The organism is Dietzia maris (assembly GCF_014144855.1).
In the GTDB taxonomy this organism is placed as follows: Bacteria; Actinomycetota; Actinomycetes; order Mycobacteriales; family Mycobacteriaceae; genus Dietzia; species Dietzia kunjamensis.
Genome location: NZ_JAALDN010000277.1, coordinates 1 through 5,151, shown reverse-complemented (window position 1 = coordinate 5,151; position 5,151 = coordinate 1). Strand labels below are relative to the sequence as shown.

Sequence of the window (5,151 nt, the reverse complement as noted above, 5' to 3'; positions counted from 1 at the left end):
AACACCACGGCGATCATCGGCGATCCGGTCAAGGTCGCGCCCGCGGTGCTGGGCCGCGCACCCGTGGAAGACGCACCCTCGGCCGTGCGGTCGGACCAGCCCGAACCGTTCCGGGGGCGCGTGATCGGCCGCGACTACACCGGCGGGGGTGCGGACCGGCACTAAGCAACGCGAGCGGCAGGCGAGGATGCGACCCAAGGCGCCGACCTGGGAACACCGGCGCTGCCGGCCCGCGTGTCCGCCCGAGCAGCGCCGGCCTCACGGGCGATCCCCCGCGCGGTGAGCAAAGGGTAACCAGCCCGCACAGTGGGGTCACCAACCAGACACACAGACCTCCCAGACTTGGCGCGGTACGACCACCACCGCCGCACAGCTGGAGGCACCCGTGTCCTACGTCCAACCCCAGGACTTCACCCGCGCGATGATCGACGCCGGGGCGAAGAAGGTCCACATGTCCACCCGCGACACACTCATCCGCGGATTCATGGCCGGCGCGATCCTCGCGCTCGCGGCGGCATTCGCCGTCACCGTCACCGTCCAGACCGGCAGTGCACTCCTCGGAGCAGTGCTGTTCCCGGTCGGCTTCATCCTCCTGTACCTGCTGGGCTTCGACCTGCTCACAGGCGTGTTCACCCTCGTGCCACTGGCCCTGCTCGACAAGCGCCGCGGCGTCACGGTCGGGGGCATGCTGCGCAACTGGGGACTGGTCTTCGTCGGCAACTTCGCCGGCGCGCTGACCGTGGCGTTCCTCATCGCGTTCATCACCACCTACGGATTCAACGTCGCCCCGGACGAGGTGGGCCAGCGGCTCGGCGAGATCGGTGAATCCCGCACGCTGGGCTACGCCGAGCACGGTGCAGCCGGGATGCTGACACTGTTTTTCCGCGGCGTGCTGTGCAACTGGATGGTCTCCACCGGCGTGGTCGCCGCCATGATGTCCACCAGCGTCAGCGGCAAGGCACTGACCATGTGGATGCCCGTAATGCTGTTCTTCTACATGGGCTTCGAGCACTCCGTGGTCAACATGTTCCTGTTCCCGACCGGCCTGATGCTGGGCGGCGACTTCTCCCTCGGCGACTACCTCGTGTGGAACGAGATCCCGACCGTCGCCGGCAACCTCGTTGGCGGGCTGCTGTTCGTGGGCCTGACCCTCTACGTCACCCACGCGCGCACCAAGGCCCGGCGGACGTCGTCCCCTGACACGGACACGGCAACGGTCGGTGCTCCGGACACCGGCAGCGAGCCCGCCACCACCGAGCGAGCCGCCACCGCGAGAGCCACCACAGAGCGCGCGACCACCGAGCCCGCCGCAGTCTGACCCCCGCACGCGCGCGAGCCCACCTGCCGATTCGCCCACCCGCCAGCCCACCCGCCCACCGAGAGGATCCGTTCGATGACCCCCATCATGTCCAGGCACGAGGCCGCGGCGCTCGTGGACTCCGCCCGCATCCGCCAGGGCCGCACCTGGGCCAACCTGGCCGAGCATCTGGGGACCCCGCTGGTGTGGACCACCGCGGCGCTACTCGGCCAGCACCCGCTGTCGACCGAGCAGGCACGGTCGGTGTGCGACCTCCTCGGCCTCGACGACGCCGTGGCGGAGAGCCTCGCCCTGCAGCCGAGCCGCGGAACGCCGGCAGAGGTGATGGCCGATCCGACGATCTATCGGTTGACCGAGGCGATGTCGGTGTACGGCCCGGCGCTCAAGGCGCTGATCCACGAGGAGTTCGGAGACGGGATCATGAGCGCGATCAACTTCACGGTCGACATCAACCGTCGCCCTGACCCCGACGGCGACCGCGTCGTGATCACGCTGGACGGGAAGTTCCTCGACTATCGGTGGTGACGGCCCCGACCGACCAGGAACCCCCCGACCGGCCAGGAACCCCCGCGGCGGGGGAGACTCCGGCGGCCGGCCGGAGACCCCCGCCACACCCGACGCGACCTCCTCGTGGTTGGCCGCACCCTGCCAGGATCCGCTCAGGTTCGTCCCACTAGCCTGGGTGCGACCGGCGCCGAGTCAGGCCCCGAGCCGCCTCGGCGCGCCGCGACCCGCAGATGGACCCCATGCCCAGAACCGCTGCCGTCACCGCGTTCCTCCGCAACGCGTGGCGCACCCTCACCGCCATGCGCACGGCGCTGATCCTGCTGTTCCTGTTGGCCGTCGCCGCCATCCCGGGCGCGCTCCTGCCACAGCGCAGCCTCAACGAGGGCAACGTCAACGAGTACATCGCCGAGAACGGGTGGCTGGGCGAGACCTACGACAAGCTCCAACTGTTCGACGTCTTCAGCAGCTGGTGGTTCACCGCCATCTACGTCCTGCTGTTCGTCTCGCTGGTCGGCTGCCTCACCCCGCGTTGCTTCGAGCTGGTCCGCCAGCTGCGCACGCCCCCGCCGCTGACCCCGCGCAACCTGTCCCGCCTGCCGCACCACGCCGCATACCGGACCACGGCCACGCCGGAGCAGGCCGCGGCCCAGATCCGTCGCGAGCTCAAGGGCCGGGTCCGCCGCAACGACGGCGATGGCCGCGTCCCCGGCACCATCGAACTGTCCACCGAGCGCGGCTACTCGCGCGAGGTCGGCAACATCGTCTTCCACTTCGGCCTGCTCGCGCTGCTCGTCATGTTCGCGGCTGGCAAGTTCGTCTACGCCGAGGGCATGCGCGTCATCGTCGCCAATGAGGAGTCCCCGGCGTTCTGCAACACCACGCCCAGCGCGTACGACTCGTTCCGCGCTGGACTGCTGGTGGACGGCACGGACCTCGAGCAGTTCTGCATCAAGGTCGAGGACTTCCGCGCCGACTACCTGCCCAACGGTCAGGCCGAGATGTTCACCTCGAACGTGCGGTACACGGAGGAGGTCACCACTACCGACCCCGACACGTGGGAGCCGTTCGAGATGCGGGTCAACCACCCGCTGCGCATCGGCTCCACGCGCGTCTACCTGCAGGGTCACGGCTTCGCGCCGACGTTCACGGTGACGTACCCGAACGGCGAGACCCGCACGGACACCCAGCACTGGTCACCGACCGAGCTGCAGACGTTCCTGTCCTCGGGCATCATGCGCTTCGACCCGCCCGCTGGCATGTACCCCGATCTGGCCGAGCGGCGGACGCAGCAGATCGCCATCCAGGGCCTGTTCGCGCCGACCGCGCAGTTCGACGGCACCCTGCTGAGCTCCCGGTTCCCGCGCATGGACGACCCGGCGGTGGCGATCGACGTCTACCGCGGGGACGCCGGCCTGGACACGGGCCGCCCGCAGTCGATCTTCTCGCTCGAGCCGGACCTCATCGAGACCGGCGCGCTCAACCGCGAGGCGCGCGTCAACCTCAAGCCCGGCGAATCCACGACCCTCCCCGACGGCACGGAGGTCCGATTCGACGGCGCCGAGGAGTTCGTCAACATCCAGGTCTCCTCCGACCCCACGCAGATCTGGGTGGGGGTGTCGGCCGCCGTGATGATGGCGGGGTTGGTGCTCAGCCTGATGGTGCGGCGCCGGAGGATCTGGGCGCGGGTGAGTGTCGACGACGACGAGGTCACCCGTGTCGATCTGGGTGGCCTGGCCAAGACGGACCGATCGGGCTGGGGGAGCGAGTTCGACGAGCTCCGGGACCGGCTGGTCTCGGCGGCGGCTGTCACACCCGTGTTGCCGGGTGAGGCCGACACGGGCCACACTTCAACTAGTCGCGGTACCGCCGCCGACGCTGCGCGGAAGGACGACACCCGGTGATCACTTCGACCCTCGCACAGGGCCTGCCCATCGACGAGACGCTGGCCACCTACTCGGACCTGGCGTTCCGGACCGCCTTCGGGATCTATGCACTGGCGCTGATCGCGTCGCTGATCTACTACGCGGGCTTCCGCGTGGCCAAGGTCTCGGAGAAGGAACTGGTCACGGCCGGTGGGACCGGGCTGACGGAGTCGCGGTCCCTCACCGACACGGGTGACGAGGAGCGGGCCTCGGCCGGCAACGTGCGCTGGGCGCGGATCGCGCAACTGTTCGTGGTGCTCGGGTTCGTGTTCCACGCCGCGTCCCTCGTCCTGCGGGGGCTGTCCACGGAGCGGTTCCCGTGGGGCAACATGTACGAGTTCATCCTGGGCAGCACGCTGTTGGCGGTGGCGGCGGGGCTGATCTGGCTGCGCAAGCCCGCACTGCAGGTGGTGTGGCCGTATCTGCTGGTGCCGATCCTGGTGCTGCTGTTCTTCGGCGGGACCCACCTGTACTCGGACGCCGCGCCCGTGGTGCCGGCGCTGCGCTCGTACTGGCTGCCGATCCACGTGTCGATCATCGCGCTGGGCTCGGGCATCCTGCTCATCCCCGGTGTCGTGTCGATCATGTACCTCATCCGCGTGTGGCAGCCGCAGGGGCAGGAGCACGGGTGGGGCGCCCGCCTGGCCCGTCCACTGCCGGCCGCAGAGACCCTCGACCGGCTGGCGTACCGCACCACGGTCATCGGCTTCCCGGTCTTCGGCGTGGGCATCCTGCTCGGCGCCGTGTGGGCCGAGAGCGCGTGGGGCCGCTTCTGGGGCTGGGACCCCAAGGAGACGGTGTCGTTCATCTCCTGGGTGCTCTACGCGGGCTACCTGCACGCCCGTGCGACCAGCGGCTGGGGCCCCAAGAAGGCGGCGTGGATCAACATCGCCGGCTTCGCTGTGCTGGTGTTCAACCTGTTCTTCATCAACATCGTGGTCTCGGGCCTGCACTCCTACGCCGGGCTGAACTAGCTCCCGGCGGCGTCGCCCATCGTGTGGACGACGTCGGCCCAGTTGGCCGCGAGCCGCTGATCATGGGTGATCGCGAGGACGCCGAGCCCCCCGTCGGCGCGGGCCCGCAGGACGCCCGCGATCGCGTTCGTGCTCTCGGGGTCCAGATGCGCGGTGGCCTCGTCGGCGATCAGGTAACGCGGCCGCTGGGCCAGCGCCCGGGCGAGGCAGGCGCGGTGGAGTTGTCCGCCGGAGACCTGTTCGGGCCGTCGGTCGAGTAGGCCGGGGTCCAGTCCGACCTCCCGGGCGAGCGCGTCCACGTCCACCGGGCTCCCGCGCAGCCGTCCGGGGAGCGCGATCATCCGGCGGAGCGTCATCCGGGGGTCCGCCGACGCCATCGGGTCCTGATCCAGCAGCGCCGTGTGCCCGGGCAGTCGGCCGCGCCGGCGCC

The 5,151-nt window shown here is 70.0% G+C and carries 5 protein-coding genes; 4 read left to right on the top strand and 1 reads right to left on the bottom strand.

All coding sequences use genetic code 11. The features are described from left to right. The first annotated feature begins 385 nt into the window (after nucleotides 1-385). The 4 genes from G6024_RS09630 (at nucleotide 386) to ccsB (ending at nucleotide 4,721) form a co-directional block, all read left to right on the top strand. Complete coding sequence (locus G6024_RS09630; protein ID WP_235027840.1) at nucleotides 386-1,318, top strand: formate/nitrite transporter family protein; 933 nt, start codon at nucleotides 386-388, stop codon at nucleotides 1,316-1,318. A gap of 75 nt (nucleotides 1,319-1,393) precedes the next feature. Next, nucleotides 1,394-1,843, top strand: a complete 450-nt coding sequence (gene cynS / locus G6024_RS09625; RefSeq protein WP_159148588.1) for a cyanase — start codon at nucleotides 1,394-1,396, stop codon at nucleotides 1,841-1,843. Nucleotides 1,844-2,064: 221 nt separating this feature from the next. Continuing rightward, on the top strand, nucleotides 2,065-3,726 hold the full coding sequence (gene resB / locus G6024_RS09620) for a cytochrome c biogenesis protein ResB (RefSeq protein ID WP_235027839.1): 1,662 nt from the start codon (nucleotides 2,065-2,067) through the stop codon (nucleotides 3,724-3,726). Then, a complete protein-coding gene (gene ccsB, locus G6024_RS09615; protein WP_159148586.1) occupies nucleotides 3,723-4,721 on the top strand; it encodes a c-type cytochrome biogenesis protein CcsB in 999 nt (332 codons plus the stop codon). The genes resB and ccsB overlap by 4 nt, the downstream gene beginning before the upstream one ends. Here the strand turns inward: ccsB and G6024_RS09610 are convergent. Beyond that, the coding region (locus G6024_RS09610) for an ATP-binding cassette domain-containing protein (RefSeq protein WP_159148585.1) at nucleotides 4,718-5,151 on the bottom strand (434 nt) is incomplete at its 5' end. The two genes, ccsB and G6024_RS09610, sit on opposite strands and share 4 nt — an antisense overlap.

Coding starts and splice junctions, on each gene's coding strand:
- cynS (WP_159148588.1), top strand. CDS start 1,394: ATGACCCCCATCATGTCCAGGCACGAGGCCGCGGCGCTCGTGGACTCC.
- resB (WP_235027839.1), top strand. CDS start 2,065: ATGCCCAGAACCGCTGCCGTCACCGCGTTCCTCCGCAACGCGTGGCGC.